This is a genomic window from Pandoraea commovens (genome assembly GCF_024704525.1).
Lineage (GTDB): Bacteria > Pseudomonadota > Gammaproteobacteria > Burkholderiales > Burkholderiaceae > Pandoraea > Pandoraea commovens.
This window is the reverse complement of the sequence record NZ_CP102780.1, coordinates 3,272,381-3,291,641: the sequence shown is the minus strand read 5'-3', so window position 1 is coordinate 3,291,641 and position 19,261 is coordinate 3,272,381. Positions and strand designations below refer to the sequence as shown.

The window sequence follows — 19,261 nt, the reverse complement described above, 5'->3', positions numbered from 1 at the left end:
CGGAACCTTCCCCAATCGATCGTGACGAACCGATAAGCGACGCAATTTTCCGATCGTCCAGCGATGCACTATGCTGGATGGAACGTGTCGGCCGACACGTCGATTGCGTCCTTTCGTCAACCCGGGGGTGCCGCCATGCAGATCGAGTTTCCGGATCACCGTCCCATGTTCAATTACGAAGAGCTGACGATCGAGTTTGCCGTCGTCGTCAATGGTCGGCCGATCGATTGTGCCGTCTCCGCCGAAGCGTTGGAATCCCACTTTCACGCCCACTCGGCACGCGCTGACGACCTGCTTCACGCGTTCGAACACGGTCGCAGCCGCATCCATGCCCTCACGCGCGAATATCTCGCGATGGGACTTCCCGGTCCCGTCCTGCTGCGCAGCGGGCATTTCCGCTGGGCGCAAAGTCAGAGCGCGCGCCGTTAAGCAACTGTCAGCCGTCAATTGAGCGACATCTCGCAGTCAGCCGTCCTCCCATGAGGTGAAGGTAGGGTCCGGCGGGGTTTCGCTCGGCTGCAAAGCGCCGAGATGTTGACGCGCATCAAACTCCGGATGGTTAGGCATACGACTCAATTGGCGCGCCATAGCGTTCGGCGTACACTGGTGTTGCCGCGAAAGAAGTTACTCAGCGAACGGATGAAGCGTCGCGCGCGGCACCATTGCCGATAACTATAAGGAGTCGCTATGGGCTCGGAATTTCGCGTCGTCATCGCCTCGATTGCGGCCTTCATGACGCTTGGCGGGGCATTCGCCACTATTCACGGACTGCTCTACGACAAGACGCACGTGATGCACGGTGGCGTGGTCACGGTGCTATTCGGCATCTTGTTCGTCGTCGTGATGCTCACACCCTGGCCACGCGACAGCGAGGCCGAGACTAAGACAAAGTCCTGACTTCCGCTATTTTCGCCGCACGAAGGCCGGACCGGCGACGGTCGGCTTACCGTTTGCGCAACGGCGTCCTACACTGAAATCGAGGGACGCCGTCGAAGCCGTCCGAAGCTTGCGCGGCCCCGGCGTGCGCCGATGTGGCGTCGCTGGCGGTCTCGTGAAGTATCGCGATCGAAGCATTGGCTTCGCAACGGGCGTGGCCTCGTTGCGAGGTGACGTATGTGCTCCGATACCCGCGTCTGCATTGCCTCCATCGCCGCGTTCGTGATGCTGGGCGGCATTTTCGCCACAATCCACGGTTTGCTCTTCAATCTGCCCGAGGTGTCCCGCTACGGCGTGGCTGCCGTGCTGGTGGGGGCGACTTGCACCGCCACGATGCTGATTCCGTGGGGTGCACGCGACGAGTCGTGACGATTCAAAGCGATACGACCTGCGCCAGACCTGCATCCAACTTAACGCGCGGGCTTCGCCAGCCGTGCCCGCAGACACATGAAGGCGGGGGCAAGGGATAGCTCGTCATAAAGCCGGGGGCTGACGGCTTTCATCTCCGGCAGCGGGAGCGGTTCGACCATGTGTTCAAGCTGCCAGCCAGCCGCCGCAGCGGCGTTGAGAATGCCTGCCAGCGGACGACGGTAAGACTCGACAAAGGGCTTCGGCTCGCCGAAGCCACTCCAGTACATCCCGAAGCGCGTGATCTCGAAGTAGCTGCGGTTGCGCCGCGTGCGCTCGTCGAGCCAGTCGCGCATGGGGTGTCCCATCGACCAGACCAACGTGGCGCCGGGTTTGGCGACGCGCGCGAATTCACGGAACGTCGGGCCGAGGTCTTCCACGTAATCGAGTGCGAGGGCACTGACGATCGCGTCGAAGCTGTCGTCGGCGAGTGTGACGAACGGTGCGCCAAGGTCTTGCACGTCGAAAGCGGCGACCATGCCCTGACAACGCTCGCGCGCCAGCGCAATCATTTCGGGCGTCACATCGATGCCGTGGACTTTGGCTCCTTGCTCGACAAGCCACGCGCTGTTGATGCCCGGCCCACAGCCCGCATCGAGCACATGCAGACCGGCGACGTCGCCCAGCAACTGGCGCGTGGCAGGGCGCTCGTAGAGCGCGTTGTGCGGTTTGGTGACGGCAATCTCGGCGTAGCGTTCGGCGAAACTGGCGTAAGCGGTGCGTCCCATCGACGACGGTTCGGATGACGACATGCGCGACTCCACGTGTGACGTCCTCGGCGCGAACGGCAAGCGTGCATCGGCAGCGGTGGCCGGGCAGGCGTCTCGATGGCGTCAGGACGGATGAAAATTGCGGGGGAGCGATTGTAACGCCAAAGCGTCGAATATTCAGTGAATGGCGGCCCCCTTGCGTCACATCGACAGGGCGTTTGAGGGCTTCATGCGTCACCGATGTGGGACAATGGCGGCCTTGCCGCGCGGGCTTCCCGTCGTCGGTCTTCTTCATGATCCAGCATGCCCCCATTGAACGCACCTCATTCCCCATCCGACGATCTGAACGCTGCACCGACCGGCGCCATCGATGGTGTCGATGTGGCGGTGATCGGCGCGGGACCGGCCGGTCTGATGGCGGCCGAAGTGCTGTCGGCGGCGGGCTGGCGCGTGGACGTGTACGACGCCATGCCTTCGGTCGGGCGCAAGTTCCTGATGGCGGGCAAAGGTGGCATGAACCTCACGCATAGCGAACCCGCCGAGCCGTTCGTGGCGCGCTACGGCAAGCGCGCCGGGGCCGTCGGTCAGTGGTTGCGTCGTTTCAGCGCAGACGACGTGCGCTCGTGGTCGCACCGCTTGGGCATCGACACGTTCGTGGGCACATCCGGCCGTGTGTTTCCCGTCGACATGAAAGCGGCACCGTTATTGCGTGCGTGGCTATCGCGGCTGCGCGCAGCGGGGGTCCGTCTGCATGTGCGGCATCGTTGGCTCGGGTGGGACGAGAATGCCGCCGCAGGGCCGAACCATCTGCGCTTTGCCACGCCGACCGGCGAGCGTCAGGTGCGTGCGAAAGCGGTGGTGCTGACGCTCGGCGGCGCGAGCTGGCCGCAACTGGGGTCGGACGCCGCGTGGGTGCCGTCATTGCGCGAGCACGGCGTGAGTGTCGCGCCGCTGATTCCGGCGAATGCGGGCTTCGAGACGGACTGGACGCCGCACATGCGCGAGCGCTTCGCGGGGCATCCGGTGAAGTCCGTCACGATGACGTTGCCCGACGGCACCACGCGCCAGGGCGAATTCGTGATTTCCGAACACGGCATCGAAGGCAGCCTCGTCTATGCGATGTGCGCGCCGATTCGCGACGCCATCCGGTCGAACGGTAGTGCGCAGATCTATCTGGATTTGCTGCCGGACTGGAGCGCGGAGCGCGTGGCGGGCGAAGTGGCGCGTCCGCGCGGGTCACGTTCGATGGCGAGCCACTTGCAGAGCCGTTTGGGCATCGCAGGCGTCAAGGCCGCACTGCTGCGCGAATGTTTGTCTCGCGAGACGTTCAACGATCCCGCAGCGCTGGCCGCAGGCATCAAGCGCTTGCCGTTGACGTTGCTCAGGGTCAGGCCGATTGCCGAAGTGATCAGCAGCGCCGGCGGCGTGTCGCTGGAATCGCTGGATGCCCAACTGATGGTGAAGGCGCTGCCCGGCGTGTTCTGCGCGGGCGAGATGCTGGACTGGGAAGCGCCCACTGGGGGCTATCTGCTGACGGCCTGCTTTGCGAGCGCTTGTGTGGCGGGAGATGGCGCGGCCGCTTACCTCGAAGCGAACCGCTGATCCGATGCTTGCCGACGACGTTTGCCGTCGGCGCTTCCTTAAATCACCTGCCGATCATGCGTCCCCTAGCTTAGGCGGGGCGCACGCCCAGACGCCACAGCGACGTCACTTCAGCGCGTCGCGCGGCATGCAACGGATCGTTGGCGTCGGCCGCCTTCGGGTGGTTGGCACGGACGTCGTGACGCGCCAGCACCACGAGCCCCGCACCGTGAATCCACGACAGCAGCGTCTCACGCGTACGCAAGCCCAGATGCTCGGCGAGATCTGACATCACCAGCCAGCCTTCGCCGCCAGGGCTCAGATGCGCAGCGAGCCCGTTCAGGAAGCCTTTGAGCATCTGGCTGTCCGGATCGTAAATGGCGTGCTCGATGGGCGCGTTGGCCTTCGCGGGCAACCACGGCGGATTACAAACGATCAGGGGTGCCTTGCCTTCCGGGAACAGGTCGGCATCGACGATCTTCACCGCGCGGTCGTAGCCAAGACGCGTGATGTTCTCTCGCGCACAGGCCAAAGCACGGGCATCGCGATCGGTGCCGATGACTTGTTGAACGCCGCGACGCGCCAGCAGTGCCGCGATCACCCCTGTGCCCGTACCGACGTCGAAAGCAAGCGACGTGGAGGGCAGCGGTGCCTGATCGATCAGTTGGAGATACTCGCCGCGCACGGGCGAGAACACGCCATACCACGGGTGGATGGAAGCGCCCAGCGCCGGAATCGCGACACCCTTCTTGCGCCACTCGTGCGCACCGATCAGACCGAGAATTTCACGCAGCGAGGCGACCGAGGGGTTAGCGTCCGGTGCACCCCATGCTTCGGTGCAGGCTTCACGTACGTCCGGGGCGCGACGCAGCGGAATGCCGTAGTCGGCGTCCAGCGGGATCAGCACCATGCCGAGAATGCGCGCGCGTTGCGCCTGTGCCATGCGGTGCTTGTGGAAAGCGTCGGCGGGACTCGGGGCCGGGGCATCCTTGGCGGCCGGTTTGCGACGCGGGCGATGCGGCGGGCGGTCGACGCGACGCGCCATTGCTTGCATCAACTGACGTGCGTTCTGGTAATCGCCACGATAGAGCAGGGCGGTGCCGCCGCAGGCGAGTTGATAGGCTTCGTCGGCCGTCACGGTGTCGTCGACGACTTCGACGCGACGCGGTGGCGTAACGCCAGCTTCTGAGCGCCAGCGGGCGGTGACGGGGCGACCGTCTTCGGTCCAGTCTAGCGTCGGGGTATTGTTCATGCGGGGTCTTCTGAAAGGCGTGGCGGCGCACCGTGGGCGCGCCGTAAGCCCGCATTATGCCTGCGTTGGCATGTGTCCGGGCCGAAAGCCGCTTTTCAGTTCGATGTGTCCGATGCGCCGAAGAGCATGCCGATGGCCTCGCGCAACACGCGCTCGAGGATCGGATCGACGCCGTCGATGGGCCCGTCCGGCAGCACGGGCACGGGGCCACCGTGACGCAATGCGGCGGCCATGTGCGTGAGAATCGCCGCGCCGGGATGCACCGGTGCGTCGTGATCGTCCCCATGCGGGACCGTGTCGGTGATCGCGTTCGCCACGCGCTCGAGCGACACGAGTGCTGGCCACCAGCGGGCGGCGCGACGACTCACCAGCGGCGGTTCGGACAGCGCCCGCTGCAAGGCGATGCGTGTGTCGTCCAGCGCCTTGTAAGCCGCGCGTCGCGCCGCAAACGCAGCGTCCGCGTCATGGGTATCCGCCAGTGCTGCGTAACGGCCAAGCGCGTCGAGTGCGTTCGCGACACGCTCGTCCAATTGGCGGCGCTCCCACTTGGCCCACGGCAGATAGCCGACGAGCAGCACGATGGCGCAGGCTGCAACGGCATCGATGAAGCGCGCCAGCGCAATGTCCTGACTGCCAGGCTGCAACGCCCCCATTACCAGCATCAGGATCGGCAGGAGCAACGCGCTGAAAAGTCCGTAGTTGCGGCGTAATGCCCACGGCAGGCAAGCCGCCAGCGGTATCAGCGTGACGAGATTGAACCAGCCGTTGCGGTCGATGGCGACGACGGCCGCCGACACCGCTACGCCGACGATACTGCCCACACCGCTTTGCAGCGCGCGCGCAAACACGGAGCCGTAGTTCGGCTTGAAGATCACCACGACGATCAGCGGCACCCAGTACGAGCGCGGGAGCGCCGTCACGGCGATGAAGATCTGCGCGACGAGTACGCACAAACCAATGCGCACGAGGTAACGCCAGACGTCCGGCCACGGCCACTTGGGCATCCAGCGCGGATGCACGGCGGCACGCGCCTGATGACGGGCCAGCGCCACGAGCGGGGCTTCGGACGCATGCACGACGCCCGTGAGCAGCGGCTCGGCGCGATGCAGGGCGGCAGCCAGCGTCGGCGCGTCGTTTTCTTTGGCCACCGCGACGGCGGTGTCGAGCGCCACTGGCCGGTCGCGCGCAATGTTGCGTGCCACACCGTAGAGCGCCTTGCCCAGCGGCGCGGGTACTGGCTGGCCGCTCTGCACGAGCCCGATCACCGCCGACGTGATCGGCTCGGCGGCCAGGATCTGCGCGGCGCGGCGCTCCAGCACTTCCCAGCCGCTCGACGTGCTCGCCCGTGCGGTGAGCAACGTGTCGTAGGCGGCGGCAATGGCATTTTCGAGCGAGCGCCGCGCCAGCCTCACGCGGGGTGTGCCGCTCGCATCGAGTACGTTCGCCAACTGTTGGTAGATGGCGGCGACGGCGTCGCGCTCGGCTGCACCGGGGTGTCTTAGCCAATGCACGGCCATGAGGAGCATGCTGAAGATGCCGCCTGCGGCGAGCAGCAACGGCGCGCGCCATTCGGGCGGCGGCAGCGCGAGGCCCCAGCCGACGATCAGGTAGACCGCACCCTGCAACGTCGCTGCGGACGCCACGTTGCCGAACGTGCCGATGAAGCTGAACAGCAGGATGGCGATTTGCAGCAGCACGTGGGCCAGCCACGGCTGGGTCTCGCCCACGGTATGGATCAGCATCCCGGCGTGAAAGCCGAGCACGCCGGTCACGATGGTGATCAGGATGGAGCGGGCGCGTGAGCGATAAGGGCCGGTGCGGTCACCCGTGATGGCGGGCAGTGCGCCGAGGGCGATGAGCGACGCGTCCGCACCGTAGCCGATGGAGGCACCGATGGCCGTGGGCACTGCGACAGACAGGGCGGCGTGCACGGCGTCCCAGCGCGAGAACGCTACCGGCTCCAGACGTGCCAGACGCGACATCCACGCGACGCGCCGACCCGGCGGCGGCAATTCGGGTGTGGGAGGTGTCGAAGGCGTGGGCGTCATCGCGATGGAAGCGCTCCCGGACTCACGAGGCGCGCGTTGGCGTGTCGGCGTCCGTCAGCGGCATCAGCTTGCCCTGACCCCGGATCCACGCATGGTCGGCGCGCTCGGCCATTTCCTTGTCGCCACGACTGTCGCCGTAAGCGAAGAGCACACGTGGCGGCGCATCGCCCCACCACGCTTTGAGGCGTCTCACCTTCTCGGGGCCCCAGCAGTTCGGTTGGGCGAAGGTTCCGGCGAAGCGATCCTGCGCATCGAAGGCCAGTTCGGTACTGAGCACGGCTTCGAAACCGACGCTTGCCGCCCAGGGCCGCAGGTACAAGCCCGGCGACGCGCTCACGAGCACGATGCGGTGGCCCAGCGCCCGGTGCTGACGTACGCGTGCGAGCATCTCGGGACGCAGCAGCGCGGGCAACTGATGTGCGATGAAGTCTTGCGCGTCGGCGTCGAGTTGCGCGTGGGCGCGTCCCGCAAAGACTGCACGCAGGAATGCTGCCTTGGCCGTGCCCCGGTCGATGAGCTTCAGGGCGGCGCCGATCAGCCAGGGAGACGCGAGCAATGCGCCCGCCACAAAGCGCGGTGTGCCGACGGTGCGGCGCACGAATACGCGCAGGCTGTCGGTGGTGGAAATGGTCCCGTCGAAATCGAACGCGGCGACGATGGAAGCGTCTCGCATGCCGGGTCAGCGCGTCCCGGCCGAATGTTTCGAAGATTGAGAGAGTGGCGAGGCCGACGCTGCACCTGCACGGGCGTCCGCGACGGCCACCAGATGCGGCCAGCGCTCGCTGGCCTGTTCGCTCGCGACGATGGCCTGCTCGTCGCGGTAGTGGGGCAGCACGTCGGTGCCCACGACTTCTCGCAACCGGTCGATGTCCGACGGATAGCGACGCTCGATCATCGCATCGGCTGCGTGCTCGGCCGCGTGTTCATCCACAGGATCGACAGCAGGGTCGGCAACGGACCCTGCCGCATGTTCGACCATGCGCGCGTCGGACGGACCAGCGGAGGAGGAGAGTTCGGTCTGGCTCATGCCGGGCATTCTATACGGTGCGTCGCACACAGGGCAATTCCTATGCCGACCGGCCGACCGATGTACCCGCCGCACGACACTCGGAGGCTAACGTCTGCTTGCTCACTCGCACCGAGGCAAGCTAGCATGGCGCAACGTGCCATTTCCAGACACATGAACTGCGCTGTCCCGCCGGGCCTTGGCAAATCTTCGGATTGCCTGACGACGTGATGTGACGTCGGGTCAATGGGGCGTCGTTCGTGTGGATGTGGCGAACATGCAGCGCAAGAACAGACGAGGCATCACACATGCAGCTTCGAGCGTCTTGGTCGCGTTACACGAAGGTCTCAGCCATCTGCCTGCTGGTCGCCGCAGCGATGGACCCGGGGGGTGTCATGCTTGCGGGAGCAGCGCCCACCGGAGGCCGAACAGGCAAGGCCCCGGCACCAGCCGGTGCCACGACCGCACCGGAAGTCGCCTCTGGCGTCAACGCAGCAGCGGATGCATCCGGCACAACGGCGCCGGTCATCGCGCCTGTGCCCGGCACCAGTCAGCGCACCGTCACGTTCGCCCAACTGGGGCAGACGAACGGACTGCGTCTGCGCGGCACCGAGGGGGCGGGCGACGTCAACTTCGGAATCCGACTCGATCAGTCGGTCTCATCGGCCTTGCTCCGGTTGCGGTACACCTATTCCCCCGCGCTGATTCCCGATCTCTCGCAGCTCAAGGTTTATTTGAACGAAGAGTTGATCGCGACGTTGCCGTTCAACAAGCAGGACGGCGGCAAGAATCTCGTGCGCGACATTCCGCTCGACGCGCGCTTGCTCTCGGGCTTCAATCGTGTGCGCCTCGTCCTCATCGGGCATTACACGATGGAGTGCGAAGATCAGATGCATTCGAGTCTGTGGGCCGATATCAGCCCACAGAGCGAGATCGTCACGAGCACGCAGCCGCTCACGCTGCGCAACGATCTCTCGACGCTGCCCGCCCCGTTCTTCGACCGTCACGACAACCGCGATCAGTCCGTTCCGTTCGTGTTCGGCGCGCCGCCGTCCCTGGCGGTGGTCCATGCCGCGGGCGTGGTGGCGACGTGGGCCGGTGCGATTGGCGATTACCGTCGCACACGCTTCCCGGTCAGCGTGAATGCGTTTCCGTCCACGCATGGCATTGCGTTCGTGACGAACGACACCATGCTGCCCGGCCTCGATCTGCCTAAGGTCGATGCGCCGACATTGCGTATGGTGTCGAATCCGAACGACCCCTCGCTCAAGCTGCTGGTGATTCAGGGGCGTGACGCGAAGGATCTGGAGACGGCCGCGCTGGCGCTGGTCTCGGGCCGGGCGGCGCTCTCGGGCGACGCGACCCGCATCGCCGAGCTAAAGCAGTTGCCGCCGCGTCCGGCCTACGATGCACCGCGCTGGGTGCGTACCGACCGTCCGGTGAAGCTGGGCGAACTGGTCGACAACCCCAGCGACTTGCAGGCGAACGGCTACATGCCGTGGCCGATCCGCATCCAGCTCAATCTCCCGGCCGACTTGCTGACGTGGCAAAACACCGGCGTGCCGATGGATCTGAAGTATCGCTACACGCCGCCGGTCAAGCCGGACGATTCGTCGATGAGCGTGTCGATCAACGACCAGTTCGTGCGCGCGTATCGCCTGCACGCAGCGGGCGCGAGCAGCGACAAGAGCCATATGCTCGTGGAACTGCTGTCCGACGGCACGATGGCCGACCGAAAGGAAGTGCGCATTCCGGCGTTCCAGGTCGCGTCGCGCAACTCGTTGTCGTTCCAGTTCGCGATGGAGCCGCACAAAGAGGGCATGTGCAGCCAGACCATCACCAACGCGGCGCGCTCGGCCATCGACGCCGATTCGACCATCGACTTCAGCGGACTGCCGCACTACGCCGAGTTGCCGAATCTGAGCTTCTTCGCGGGCAGCGGCTTCCCGTTCACCAAATACGCCGACCTTGCCCAGACGGCTGTCGTTATGTCGAAGACGCCCGACAAGGCGGAGCTGGAAACGGTGTTCTCGGCGCTCGGCCAGTTCGGTCGCTCCACCGGCGTGTATGCCGATCGCTTCGAAGTGCTCGACACCACGCAGACGGATCGCTTCAAGGATCGTGACCTGCTGGTCGTCGGGGGGAAAGATGCCGCCGATCTGCTGACCAAGTGGGGCAAGAATCTGCCGCTCGTCATCGACCAGACGCGTCGCGTCATGCAAGCGGAGCCCCAGGGCTATCGTGGCGATGGCGCGACCGGCTCGGCGCTCGCGGCCAGCCGTATCGGCCCGCAACGTATGGACGCGGTCTCTCAAGGCCCGCTTGCCGCGCTGGTCGGCTTCGAATCGCCGGTGAGCAGTTCGCGCTCGGTGGTGGCGATCAATGCGTCGAGCGACGACGGACTGCTGAGCGTGGTCGATGCCATCGACACGCAGGGCAATGCGATCCACGGCGATCTGGCGGTCGTCAACGGTGCCAGCACGGCGTCGTACCGATTGGGGAAGACGTACTTCGTGGGCGACGTGAGTTGGTGGACGCGCATTCGTTACCACCTCTCGAGTCATCCGGTTCTGGTCGGTCTCGTCGCATTGCTGGCGGCGTTCGCGATAGCGCTCAAGTGTTTCGGGTGGTTGCAGCGTCGCGCCGCACGTCGTCTGGAGAAGTAAATGACACGCGCCGATGCTGACAGGCGGCGCCGTCGGGCCGTGCTGCGGGCGCTGGTCGCCTGTGGTGCGGGACCGGCGCTCGCCGGTCTGACGCCCGCCTCGCATGCTGCGCCTGTTGCGCCTGTTGCGCCTGCTGCGTCCGCAAAGCCGTCGGGCGCGTCTGCGCCGGGTGCGACGACTCCCCCCGGTGGCAAAGCGTGCCCGCCGGTCGACTGGACCGCGTGGACGCGCTTCAAGACCGGCTTTCTGAGCGACGACGGACGCGTGGTCGATCACAGCATGGCTGACCAGCGCACGGTCTCCGAGGGGCAGGCGTACGCGCTGACCTTCGCCGTCATCGCCAACGACCGGGCTACCTTCGACAAGGTGCTTGACTGGACGGTCGACAATCTCGCGCAGGGCGACCTCACCGCGCATCTGCCCGCCTGGCTGTGGGGCAAGAAGGACGACGGTCAGTGGGGCGTGCTCGACAGCAATCCCGCTAGCGACGCCGATATGTGGATTGCCTATGCGCTGGGCGAGGCGGGGCGACTCTGGAACGTGCGTCGGTACACGGCGCTCGGTGCGCTCGTCGCGCGGCGTATCGCTTCAGAGGAAACCGACTTCATCCCCGGACTCGGGCGCACGCTGCTGCCTGCGCCTGTCGGATTCCATCCTGCCAAGGATCTCTGGCGTCTGAACCCCAGCTATGTGCCGATGCAAGTGGTGCGGCGTCTGGCGGGGCTCTTCCCCGAGAGCGGGTGGGGGCAACTGATTGCGTCCTCGCTCAAACAGATTACGTTGACCGCGCCGCCGCTGGGTTTTGCACCCGAGTGGGCGATGTACCGCGCGGGACGCGGTTTCGATATCGATCCCGAGACGCAGGGCGAGGGGAGCTACAACGCCATTCGCGTCTACCTATGGGCGGGCATGCTGGCCCCGGGCAGCGATGATTTTCGAGCGTTGATGCACGCGTTCCCCGGCATGTTGAAGTACGTCGCGGCGCATGGCGCGCCGCCCGAGCGGGTGAACACGCGCGACGGCACGGCGAAGCAGGACGGCGGGTCCGGCTTCTCGGCGGCGCTCGTGCCGCTGCTGCAAGCCGTTGGCGACACTGCGCTTGCACGCGCGCAGGCAGATCGGGCGCGCTCACTGGACGCGCAGTCGCCCCCCGGCTACTACAGTTCCGTGCTCTCGCTGTTCGGACTGGGATGGCACGAAGCGCGTTTCCGTTTTGCGGCTGATGGCACGTTACAGGTGCCCTGGGAGGCGGTTTGCGCGACACGCTGATCCGCTCTGCTTGCATGACGTGCTTGCTGATGGCCGCAGGCGGTGGGCACGTGCGTGCCGCGCCCGCGCCCGCGAACAGCACGGCCAAGCCCGCCGTTGCGGCGAATCGTGACGTTAGCAACCTGCTCTCGAGCGCGACGCTGTGGCATTCGCGTCATCGCAACGACCTTGCGCGCGCCGCGCTGGAAAAAGCGTTGCTCGTGCAGCCGGAGCAACCGGACGTCCTGTCGCTGCTCGGACAGATCGATATCGAAGAGAACAAACCGGCGGACGCCAACAAGGCATTGCAGACGCTGCGTGCCCGCTATCCGAACGCCCCGGCGACGAAGGCGCTGGCTGACGTGATTCGCATCAACACCGTCGACAAATCGCGCATCGCTCGTGCCCGGCTGCTGCAACGTAGTGGTCAGGCCGATGCGGCGTTCGCCGAATACAAGGCGCTGTTCCCGGATGGTCCACCGACGGGCGATCTTGGGGTCGAGTACTACCGCGCGCAGGCCAACGCCACGAACGGCTGGCCGGCGGCACAGCAGGGGCTGGCGAACTTGTCGAAGACGTCGCCCGAGGATTCGCGTGCGTCTCAGTCGCTGGCCGAGCTGATGATCGACCGGCCGTCGAGTCGTCTCGCGGGCACGCGGATGGTCGCGGATCTCGCGGCGCGTCCTAATGCCGATCTGAACGCCTTGCTGCCGCTCTGGCAGAAGGGGCTTTCCAAGGCCGACGGCAATCTTGCATGGCTGCCGCTTTATCAGCGCTACCTCGCGCTCGCGCCGAACGACGCCGACATCCGCGCGGCTTACGACAAGCTGAATGCGCAACAGGCGGCGCGCACGCGCATGCTCAACGACCCCGCGTACAAGGCGCGTCAGGCGGGCATCAATGCACTCGATCAGGGGCGTCTCAACGACGCCGAAAAGTCGCTCGATGCCGCACGTGTCAAGCGTCCCAACGATGGCGAACTGCTCGGCTCGCTGGGTCTGGTGAAGATGCGTCAGGGCGATCACAAGGGCGCGCAGGAACTGTTCGCACAGGCTATGCGCAAAGACCCCGACAACGCGGGAAAGTGGCGTAGCCTGTTGAAGACGTCTCAGTTCTGGGGCGCGATGTCACAGGCGCGTGATGCCCGCGATGCCGGACGTCTGGACGAAGCGGACCGCCTTGTACGCGGTGCACTCGCCAGCGACCCGAACAACCCCGACGGGCTGGCGCTGCTTGGTGACATCGCGCTCGAGGACAAGCGTGACAAGGACGCCGAGCGTCTCTTCCAGCAAGCGCTGAAGATCGAGCCGGACAACGACACGGCGCTGCGCGGCATGATCACGCTGTACTCGCGTCAGCAACGCCGCACGGAGCTGGCGAACCTGTTGGGCGATCTGCGACGTCGTTTCCCGCAAGACAAGACGCGCTTTGACAAGGCCGAGGCGGCGGCGCTGTCCGACGACGCCGATCGCGCCATCGCCGGAGGGCACAACGGCCCCGCACTCGCTGCGCTGGAGCGTGCCGTCGCGCTCGATCCGGGCAACGCGTGGACACGCTACTCGCTCGCCAGCCTCTATCGAAAACTTCGTCTGCCGCAGATCGGGCGAGAGGTCATGGCCGAAGGCATGCGTCAGCCGCTGGAGGCCGACGACCGTGCGCAGATGCTTTACGCGCAGGCCATCTATCTCAACGTGATCGACGACGAAGCCGGTGCACGCGAATCGCTCGCGCAGATTCCGGCGGCGAACGTCACCCCGTCGATCAAACGCATGCGGACGACGCTGGCGATTCGCGACACGGCGCGTCTGGCGCGCGAGGCGCATGCGACGGGTAACGACGACGAGAGCGAACGCCGCTATGGCGAAGCCCTCACGATGGCGGGCGACGATCCCGAACTGATCGGCGAGGTTGCACGGGCGCGCGTGTCGGCGGGGCAGCCCGATCAGGGGCTCGCGCTCATGCGCAACTGGCTCGCGGCGCACGCCGACAAGCCACAGCCCGACGCGCAGCTGCGCTACGCCGAGTTGCTCAGTACGGCCGAGCGCGACGAGGAACTGGGCACCTTCCTCGCGAGCATGGACCCGTCCACGCTCGGCGCCGACCAGCGGGACGAATGGCAGGATCTTCAGGACCGGCTGGCACTGCGCCAGGCGGACCGCGCCCGCGCGTTGGGCGACTTCGACACGGCGCAGCAAAAGCTCGAACCGCTGCTCTCGCGTCAACCGCCGGATAAGCGCGCGTTGTCGACGTTGGGCGACATCTATTTCGACGAACGCCGCTTCGACGACGCCCGCAAGATTGCCGAAGACCAGATCCGACAGGATCCGACGAATCAGGATGCTCGTCTGTCGCTCGTGCGCGTGCTCTATGAACAGCAGGACGACGAGGCCGCCAACCGCGAACTCGACCGCGCACTCGCCGAAGCTTCGCCTGACGATGTGTGGACGCAACTCGCCGCCGTGCGGCGTCTGACCGCCATGGAGCGCTACGACGAAGCCATCGCGCTCAACGACCGGTTGCGCACGCAGTTCCCCGACACCTCGGCTGTCACCGTTCAGCGCGGACGCATCGCGCAGTCGCAACGTCACTACAACGAAGCGAAGGGATGGTACGACCAGGCGCGCAAGGAGGAGATCGTGCAGGGCGCGCTGCCGGGCTACGACGGCATGACGTCGGCCGAGTCGGCCATCGATTCGCTGGAGTCGCGTCGCAACAGCTATGTCGCGGCCGGTTACGAAATCGACCAGAAGAAGGGCGACGGCGGCATCTCGATGTTCAACGCCCGCGCCGTCCCGCTCTACGGCCAGTACGCCGTGGGCTACGACGGTCATGTCTTCGCGCAGACGGATTACGTCAGCGCCGATTCGGGCGACTTGCCGCTCAATGGCACATCGGCGTTCGGCACGCTGCCGTTCCTGAACGTACCGTCGTTCCGCGCGGCGAATCCGGGCGTGCAGAGCGACTACGGCACGAAGCGTCAGAAGGCGCATGGGCAGGCGCTCATGCTCGGCTATGAGAACGACTGGATTCGCGCCGATATCGGTCACACGCCGGTCGGATTCCCGATTTCCTACGTGACGGGGGGCGTGCGACTGTTCGGCAATCTCGGACGCTATAACTACTGGGTCGACGCATCACGTCGACCGATGACCGGCAGCATGGTGTCCTACGCCGGGGCGTATCTGCCGCTGCCCGAAGTGTTCGGCGACGGCAAGTGGGGCGGCGTGCGTCGCGATGCGATCACGTTCCACGCATCGCGCGACTTCACGAAGTGGGGCATCTTCGGCGAGGCCAGCGTGGCGCGTCTCACGGGCGAGAACGTGCTGAACAACTCGGAAGTGTCGGCCCGCGCGGGTGTCGATCTGCCGCTGATCTACAAGCGCGATATGCGCCTGAATACCGGCCTTACGCTGTTCTTCGACAGCTTCGCGCAGAACGAACGCTATTACACGTACGGTCATGGCGGTTACTACAGCCCGCAAACCTATGTGTCGCTCACGCTGCCGCTCGAATGGTATGGCCGCACGCAACGCTGGTCGTATTACCTGCGCGGTTCGGTGTCGTTCTCGCAGAGTCAGGAAAAAGCCATGCCATACTTCCCGACGAACGGCGCGTTGCAGGCCGCCAGCGGCGATCTGACCTACGGGTCCGGTGGCGGGTTCGGCGTGGGCTTCTCCGTGACGGGGCGCGCCGAGTACTGGGTCAACCGCCATTGGGTGATCGGCGGTCAGGTGCAGTTCGAGCGTTCCGATTACTACGCGCCGAATCGCTTCCTCGTCTACATGCGCTATCACTTCGACGCCCGCCGTGGCGACGTGCCGATGCCGCCGTCGCCGGTTCGCCCGATCTGGAGTTATTGACACATGAGCGCTCGCGTCGATACCGAATTCATGATGACGAACGACGTTGTTCGGCCTGAGATCCCGGCCGAGGAGGGCGCATGCTGACGCTCATCGCCATCGTTTCCAGCGCAGGCGGTGCGGGGCGTAGCACCGTGACGGCGCATCTCGCTGCGCAGCTCGCGCATGCCGGACAGCCGGTCGCCGTGCTCGAACTCGACGCGCAGAACGCGATCGGTGCGCTGCTCGGGTTGCGTGAGACGTGCGAGACGGGCGTGCTGTCGTCCGGCGTGGCACCGGACGGCTGGCGCACGGTGTTGCGCGACACGCCCGCCGGAGTGCCGTTGCTGCCTGCGGGCCGCACGAGCGTCGCTAATCTGTCTGCGATGGCGCAATGGTTGCAGGGCGATGTGGGCGGATTGCGTCGTCAGTTGACGGCCGTCGGCTTGCCCGAGGGCACGCGGGTCCTGATCGACACGCAGCGCCTGCCCGATGCCATCACACTGGCCGCCGTTGCGGCGGCCGATCTGGTGCTGGGCGTGGTGCCCGTCACGACGGCCGGTTACGTCACGCAACCGGATTTGATGGCCGCGTGTAATGGTCGCGTTCAGATCGTGCCGAACGTGGCGGCGGCTAATTCGTCGCTCAACAACGATCTGCTGAATCTGATTCAGGGACGCGGTGGCGACGCCGTCGTCCCGGTGCGCATCCATCGCGACATCGCCGTCGGCATGGCAGCGGCGAACGGTGTGACGCTGGCCAAAGCGGGCACCGGCTCGCAGGCCGCACTCGACTTCATTCATCTCGAAGCATGGTTGCAGCGCGCGACGGAAGTTGACGACGGAAGTGCCGGACCCGGCAGTGGAGGCACTCGCCGATGATCAGCGACGCGCTGCGCTCCCTCTATCGGCTCGGACGCGACATCCTCGCAGTGCGTCTGGTCGTGCCGAATCGTCCGGGCGGGCGTCCGCCGGGCGTCATGCAGTGGATGCTGGCCGCGACCTTGCGCTCGCCGCAGCACCGGTTGTGGATCTCGCAGATGTCGGATCATCTCGTGGCGCGTCTGGCGGTGCGGCTCGACGTCCGTCAGTTGGACGAATGGCGCGACTGGTGGCTGCGTGCAGTCTTTCAACCGGCGCGCTCCGGTCGTCCCGACTACCCGGGCCGGGCCTTCGCATGGGTCAACGAACGTCTGACACAACGGCTCGACGTGCCCGCCGATGCGGGCTTCTGGCAGATTGTCGGCGCAATGCTGTGGCGTCGCGCCGACCGACGTCCGGCATTTCCGCCCTATACCGCATGGCTCGCATTCCGACGGGGCAACGAACGGCTGCGTCTGTGGCTCGTGCAATCGCTCTTCGGCATTCCACCCGATACGCCCGCCGAACTTGCGCATAAGTTCGACCGGAAGCTGGAAAAGGTCATGAAATGGCGAGTGACGTCGACCATCGTCGCCTTGCTGGGGTTGTTCGGCGTGTTCTGGATCGTCACCACGCCGTTCGATCCGTTCTCGCAGTTGCTGTTCTCGATCTGCACGCTCACGCTGGCACTGGTGTTCCGCCGTCTCGACAGCCAGTACTCGGTGCTGGTGCTGATCGGTCTGTCGCTCACGTCGACGGTGCGTTACGTGTGGTGGCGTCTCACGCAGTCGCTCGCGTTCGACACCGTGGCGGAAGCGACCGTCGGCTACACGCTCGTCGCGGCCGAGATGTATACGTGGATGATTCTGCTGTTCGGCTACATCCAGACGATCTGGCCGCTGCAGCGCCGCATCACGCCGCTGCCACCGGACACCCGCGAATGGCCGACCGTCGACGTCTACATCCCGACCTACAACGAGGGACTGGATGTGGTGCGCCCGACCGTGTATGCCGCGTGCGGCATCGACTGGCCGCCCGAGAAGCTCAACATCTATCTGCTCGACGACGGACGCCGCGAGGAGATGCGTGAGTTCGCGGCGCAAGCCGGGGTGCATTACATGACGCGCCCCGACAATCGTCACGCGAAGGCGGGCAACATCAACCATGCGCTCGGCAAGACGCAGGGCGAGTTCATCGCGATCTTCGACTGCGATCACATTCCCGTGCGCTCGTTTCTGCAAACGACAATGGGGTCGTTCCTCAAGGACGAACGTTGCTCGCTCGTGCAGACGCCTCACCACTTCTTTTCCGACGACCCGTTCGAGCGCAACCTCGCCACACGCGGTGCGGTGCCGAACGAAGGGCGTCTGTTCTACGGGATCGTGCAGGACGGCAACGACTTCTGGAATGCCTCGTTCTTCTGCGGTTCGTGCGCGGTGTTGCGTCGCACGGCGCTCGACGAGGTGGGGGGTGTGGCGGTCGAGACGGTGACGGAAGACGCGCATACGGCGCTCAAGATGCACCGTCGCGGCTGGAACACTGTGTACCTCAAGGTCGTGCAGGCGGCAGGTCTGGCGACGGAATCGCTGTCGGGTCACGTCGGGCAGCGCATCCGCTGGGCGCGCGGCATGGCGCAGATATTCCGCGTCGACAATCCGCTGTTCGGCCGAGGCCTGAAGATCGGTCAGCGCATCTGCTACGCGAACGGCATGCTGCACTTCTTCTACGGCATTCCGCGCATCATCTTCCTGCTCGCGCCGATCTGCTATCTGTTCTTCGGGCTGCATATCGTGCAGGCAGCCGCGTTAAGCATCTGCGCTTACGTGCTGCCGCACATCGCGCACGCGAACATCGCCAACTCGCGCATTCAGGGCAAGTACCGGCACTCGTTCTGGTCGGATGTCTACGAAGCGGTGCTGGCCTGGTACGTCGCGCTGCCGACGACCGTCGCCTTCATCAACCCGCGCTACGGCAAATTCAACGTGACCGCGAAGGGCGGGCTGATCGAACAGAGCTTCTTCGACTGGAGCATCTCGAAGCCGTATCTGGTACTGCTCGGCTTTAACGTCGCAGGCTTTCTCGCGGGGATTCTGCGCTACTTCTACGGCCCCGCGCACGAGTCGGGCGCGTTGGTGTTCAACCTGCTCTGGGTGATGTTCAACCTCGCCGTGCTGGGGGCGGCGGTGGCCGTGGCGACGGAAGTGAAACAGGTTCGACGCACGCACCGGGTGTCGATGCGCATGCCCGCCACGCTTTATCTGCCGGACGGCCGTACCGTAGCCTGTCACACCCGCGACTTCTCGGGCGGTGGGCTGGCGCTGGTGCTGCCGGTGGCGGTCGATCCGGCCGTGGGCACCGAAGCGCACGTGGCGCTCGCACGGGGCGCGACCGAGTATGGCTTCCCAGTGAGTGTCGTGGGGGCGCGCGGCAACCAGCTCTTCCTCGCGTTCATGCCGCTCACGGCCGAGCAGGACAAACATCTCGTGCAATTCACGTTCGGACGTGCCGACGCGTGGCGCGACTGGGATGCCGAGCGCACGCGCGACGAACCGATCAAGGCTTTGTTCGAAATGCTGGCGATGGGGCTGCGAGGGTATCAAGTGCTGGCCAATTACCTCCTGAGCAAGCTGGTGACGCGCTGGCAGAACCGTCTGCGCGGTGCCCGGCAGGCGTGGGGCGATGCACCCGATACACGTGCCTGAGACCA

General features: G+C 65.7%; 14 protein-coding genes. 9 read left to right on the top strand and 5 right to left on the bottom strand.

Annotated features, from left to right (window positions below):
* The first annotated feature begins 165 nt into the window (after positions 1-165).
* The 3 genes from NTU39_RS15095 (at position 166) to NTU39_RS15085 (ending at position 1,305) form a co-directional block, all read left to right on the top strand.
* Complete coding sequence (locus tag NTU39_RS15095) at positions 166-429, top strand: DUF1488 family protein (RefSeq protein ID WP_233325931.1); 264 nt, start codon at positions 166-168, stop codon at positions 427-429.
* A gap of 258 nt (positions 430-687) precedes the next feature.
* Positions 688-897 (top strand): DUF2964 family protein, encoded by a 210-nt coding sequence (locus NTU39_RS15090; protein WP_150662890.1) that lies wholly within the window; start codon positions 688-690, stop codon positions 895-897.
* 216 nt (positions 898-1,113) lie between these two features.
* The gene (locus tag NTU39_RS15085) at positions 1,114-1,305 is read left to right on the top strand and encodes a DUF2964 family protein (RefSeq protein ID WP_150662889.1); all 192 of its coding nucleotides are present in this window, start codon (positions 1,114-1,116) and stop codon (positions 1,303-1,305) included.
* A gap of 41 nt (positions 1,306-1,346) precedes the next feature.
* Here the strand turns inward: NTU39_RS15085 and NTU39_RS15080 are convergent, their stop codons facing one another.
* Entirely contained in the window at positions 1,347-2,096 is a 750-nt protein-coding gene (locus tag NTU39_RS15080; RefSeq protein WP_150662888.1) for a class I SAM-dependent methyltransferase, read from the bottom strand.
* Between the two features lie 261 nt (positions 2,097-2,357).
* Here NTU39_RS15080 and NTU39_RS15075 point away from each other — a divergent pair, with 261 nt between their 5' ends.
* Complete coding sequence (locus NTU39_RS15075) at positions 2,358-3,656, top strand: TIGR03862 family flavoprotein (protein WP_373275312.1); 1,299 nt, start codon at positions 2,358-2,360, stop codon at positions 3,654-3,656.
* Positions 3,657-3,726: 70 nt separating this feature from the next.
* Here NTU39_RS15075 and NTU39_RS15070 read toward each other — a convergent pair whose 3' ends face one another.
* The 4 genes from NTU39_RS15070 to NTU39_RS15055 form a co-directional block, all read right to left on the bottom strand.
* Entirely contained in the window at positions 3,727-4,887 is a 1,161-nt protein-coding gene (locus NTU39_RS15070; RefSeq protein WP_150662886.1) for a methyltransferase, read from the bottom strand.
* A 95-nt stretch (positions 4,888-4,982) separates the two neighbouring features.
* On the bottom strand, positions 4,983-6,935 hold the full coding sequence (locus tag NTU39_RS15065) for an FUSC family protein (RefSeq protein WP_257957969.1): 1,953 nt from the start codon (positions 6,933-6,935) through the stop codon (positions 4,983-4,985).
* Positions 6,936-6,957: 22 nt separating this feature from the next.
* Positions 6,958-7,608: an HAD-IB family hydrolase gene (locus tag NTU39_RS15060; protein WP_150662884.1), complete on the bottom strand. Its 651-nt coding sequence runs from the start codon at positions 7,606-7,608 to the stop codon at positions 6,958-6,960.
* 6 nt (positions 7,609-7,614) lie between these two features.
* Positions 7,615-7,962, bottom strand: coding sequence for a hypothetical protein (locus tag NTU39_RS15055; RefSeq protein ID WP_257957968.1), 348 nt, complete (start codon positions 7,960-7,962; stop codon positions 7,615-7,617).
* Positions 7,963-8,249: 287 nt separating this feature from the next.
* Between NTU39_RS15055 and bcsB the strand changes: the two genes are divergently transcribed.
* From bcsB to bcsA, 5 genes are all read left to right on the top strand, one after another.
* Positions 8,250-10,607: a cellulose biosynthesis cyclic di-GMP-binding regulatory protein BcsB gene (bcsB, locus tag NTU39_RS15050; protein ID WP_257957967.1), complete on the top strand. Its 2,358-nt coding sequence runs from the start codon at positions 8,250-8,252 to the stop codon at positions 10,605-10,607.
* On the top strand, positions 10,608-11,876 hold the full coding sequence (bcsZ, locus tag NTU39_RS15045; RefSeq protein ID WP_257957966.1) for a cellulose synthase complex periplasmic endoglucanase BcsZ: 1,269 nt from the start codon (positions 10,608-10,610) through the stop codon (positions 11,874-11,876).
* A gap of 14 nt (positions 11,877-11,890) precedes the next feature.
* Positions 11,891-15,715, top strand: a complete 3,825-nt coding sequence (locus NTU39_RS15040) for a cellulose synthase subunit BcsC-related outer membrane protein (RefSeq protein ID WP_257957965.1) — start codon at positions 11,891-11,893, stop codon at positions 15,713-15,715.
* A gap of 80 nt (positions 15,716-15,795) precedes the next feature.
* Positions 15,796-16,575 (top strand): cellulose synthase operon protein YhjQ/BcsQ, encoded by a 780-nt coding sequence (locus tag NTU39_RS15035; RefSeq protein WP_150662880.1) that lies wholly within the window; start codon positions 15,796-15,798, stop codon positions 16,573-16,575.
* Positions 16,572-19,256, top strand: coding sequence for a UDP-forming cellulose synthase catalytic subunit (gene bcsA / locus NTU39_RS15030; RefSeq protein ID WP_150662879.1), 2,685 nt, complete (start codon positions 16,572-16,574; stop codon positions 19,254-19,256). The genes NTU39_RS15035 and bcsA overlap by 4 nt, the downstream gene beginning before the upstream one ends.
* Positions 19,257-19,261: the final 5 nt, after the last annotated feature.

Excerpts from the sequence above, each read along its gene's own strand:
- NTU39_RS15095 (WP_233325931.1), top strand. The coding sequence starts at position 166 with ATGTTCAATTACGAAGAGCTGACGATCGAGTTTGCCGTCGTCGTCAAT.
- NTU39_RS15090 (WP_150662890.1), top strand. The coding sequence starts at position 688 with ATGGGCTCGGAATTTCGCGTCGTCATCGCCTCGATTGCGGCCTTCATG.
- NTU39_RS15085 (WP_150662889.1), top strand. The coding sequence starts at position 1,114 with ATGTGCTCCGATACCCGCGTCTGCATTGCCTCCATCGCCGCGTTCGTG.
- NTU39_RS15080 (WP_150662888.1), bottom strand. The coding sequence starts at position 2,096 with ATGTCGTCATCCGAACCGTCGTCGATGGGACGCACCGCTTACGCCAGT.
- NTU39_RS15075 (WP_373275312.1), top strand. The coding sequence starts at position 2,358 with ATGCCCCCATTGAACGCACCTCATTCCCCATCCGACGATCTGAACGCT.
- NTU39_RS15070 (WP_150662886.1), bottom strand. The coding sequence starts at position 4,887 with ATGAACAATACCCCGACGCTAGACTGGACCGAAGACGGTCGCCCCGTC.
- NTU39_RS15065 (WP_257957969.1), bottom strand. The coding sequence starts at position 6,935 with ATGACGCCCACGCCTTCGACACCTCCCACACCCGAATTGCCGCCGCCG.
- NTU39_RS15060 (WP_150662884.1), bottom strand. The coding sequence starts at position 7,608 with ATGCGAGACGCTTCCATCGTCGCCGCGTTCGATTTCGACGGGACCATT.
- NTU39_RS15055 (WP_257957968.1), bottom strand. The coding sequence starts at position 7,962 with ATGAGCCAGACCGAACTCTCCTCCTCCGCTGGTCCGTCCGACGCGCGC.
- bcsB (WP_257957967.1), top strand. The coding sequence starts at position 8,250 with ATGCAGCTTCGAGCGTCTTGGTCGCGTTACACGAAGGTCTCAGCCATC.
- bcsZ (WP_257957966.1), top strand. The coding sequence starts at position 10,608 with ATGACACGCGCCGATGCTGACAGGCGGCGCCGTCGGGCCGTGCTGCGG.
- NTU39_RS15040 (WP_257957965.1), top strand. The coding sequence starts at position 11,891 with ATGACGTGCTTGCTGATGGCCGCAGGCGGTGGGCACGTGCGTGCCGCG.
- NTU39_RS15035 (WP_150662880.1), top strand. The coding sequence starts at position 15,796 with ATGCTGACGCTCATCGCCATCGTTTCCAGCGCAGGCGGTGCGGGGCGT.
- bcsA (WP_150662879.1), top strand. The coding sequence starts at position 16,572 with ATGATCAGCGACGCGCTGCGCTCCCTCTATCGGCTCGGACGCGACATC.